The following is a 337-nucleotide window of genomic DNA, read 5'->3' on the forward strand; positions in this document are numbered from 1 at the left end:
AGTGAAAACGATCACGTTGCCCAACTCCGCGATAATTGGTTGCCCAGCGTGCGCAGCAGCTTGCAGATGCAAGCGGGATTGCGTGCGATTAGCCTCGCCGAATACCGCGCGTCCGGTGCCCAGACGCCGTCCGCAAGCCAGGAAGCGGACGCCCGGATCGACGCCGGCCTTGCAGACTACCGGCGCGCATCGGCCGAGTACGAGAAGCTTATTACCGAGGCGGAAGAGAAGACGGCGTATGCCGATATCCAGACGCTCATGTCGAAGTATCTCGAAGTCGACCAGCAGATCCGTGCGTTCGGACGAGCGAACAAACAGGCAGAAGCGATGGCGCTGA

Annotated in this window: 1 protein-coding gene; it reads left to right on the forward strand. The window is 60.8% G+C overall.

The window, feature by feature from the left end; genetic code table 11:
* A partial coding sequence (locus AB4Y43_RS40545) for an MCP four helix bundle domain-containing protein (RefSeq protein ID WP_368730296.1) occupies positions 1-337 on the forward strand: 337 nt, incomplete at both ends.

This window comes from Paraburkholderia sp. BR10872, from assembly GCF_040965835.1.
GTDB classification, from domain to species: domain Bacteria; phylum Pseudomonadota; class Gammaproteobacteria; order Burkholderiales; family Burkholderiaceae; genus Paraburkholderia; species Paraburkholderia nodosa_A.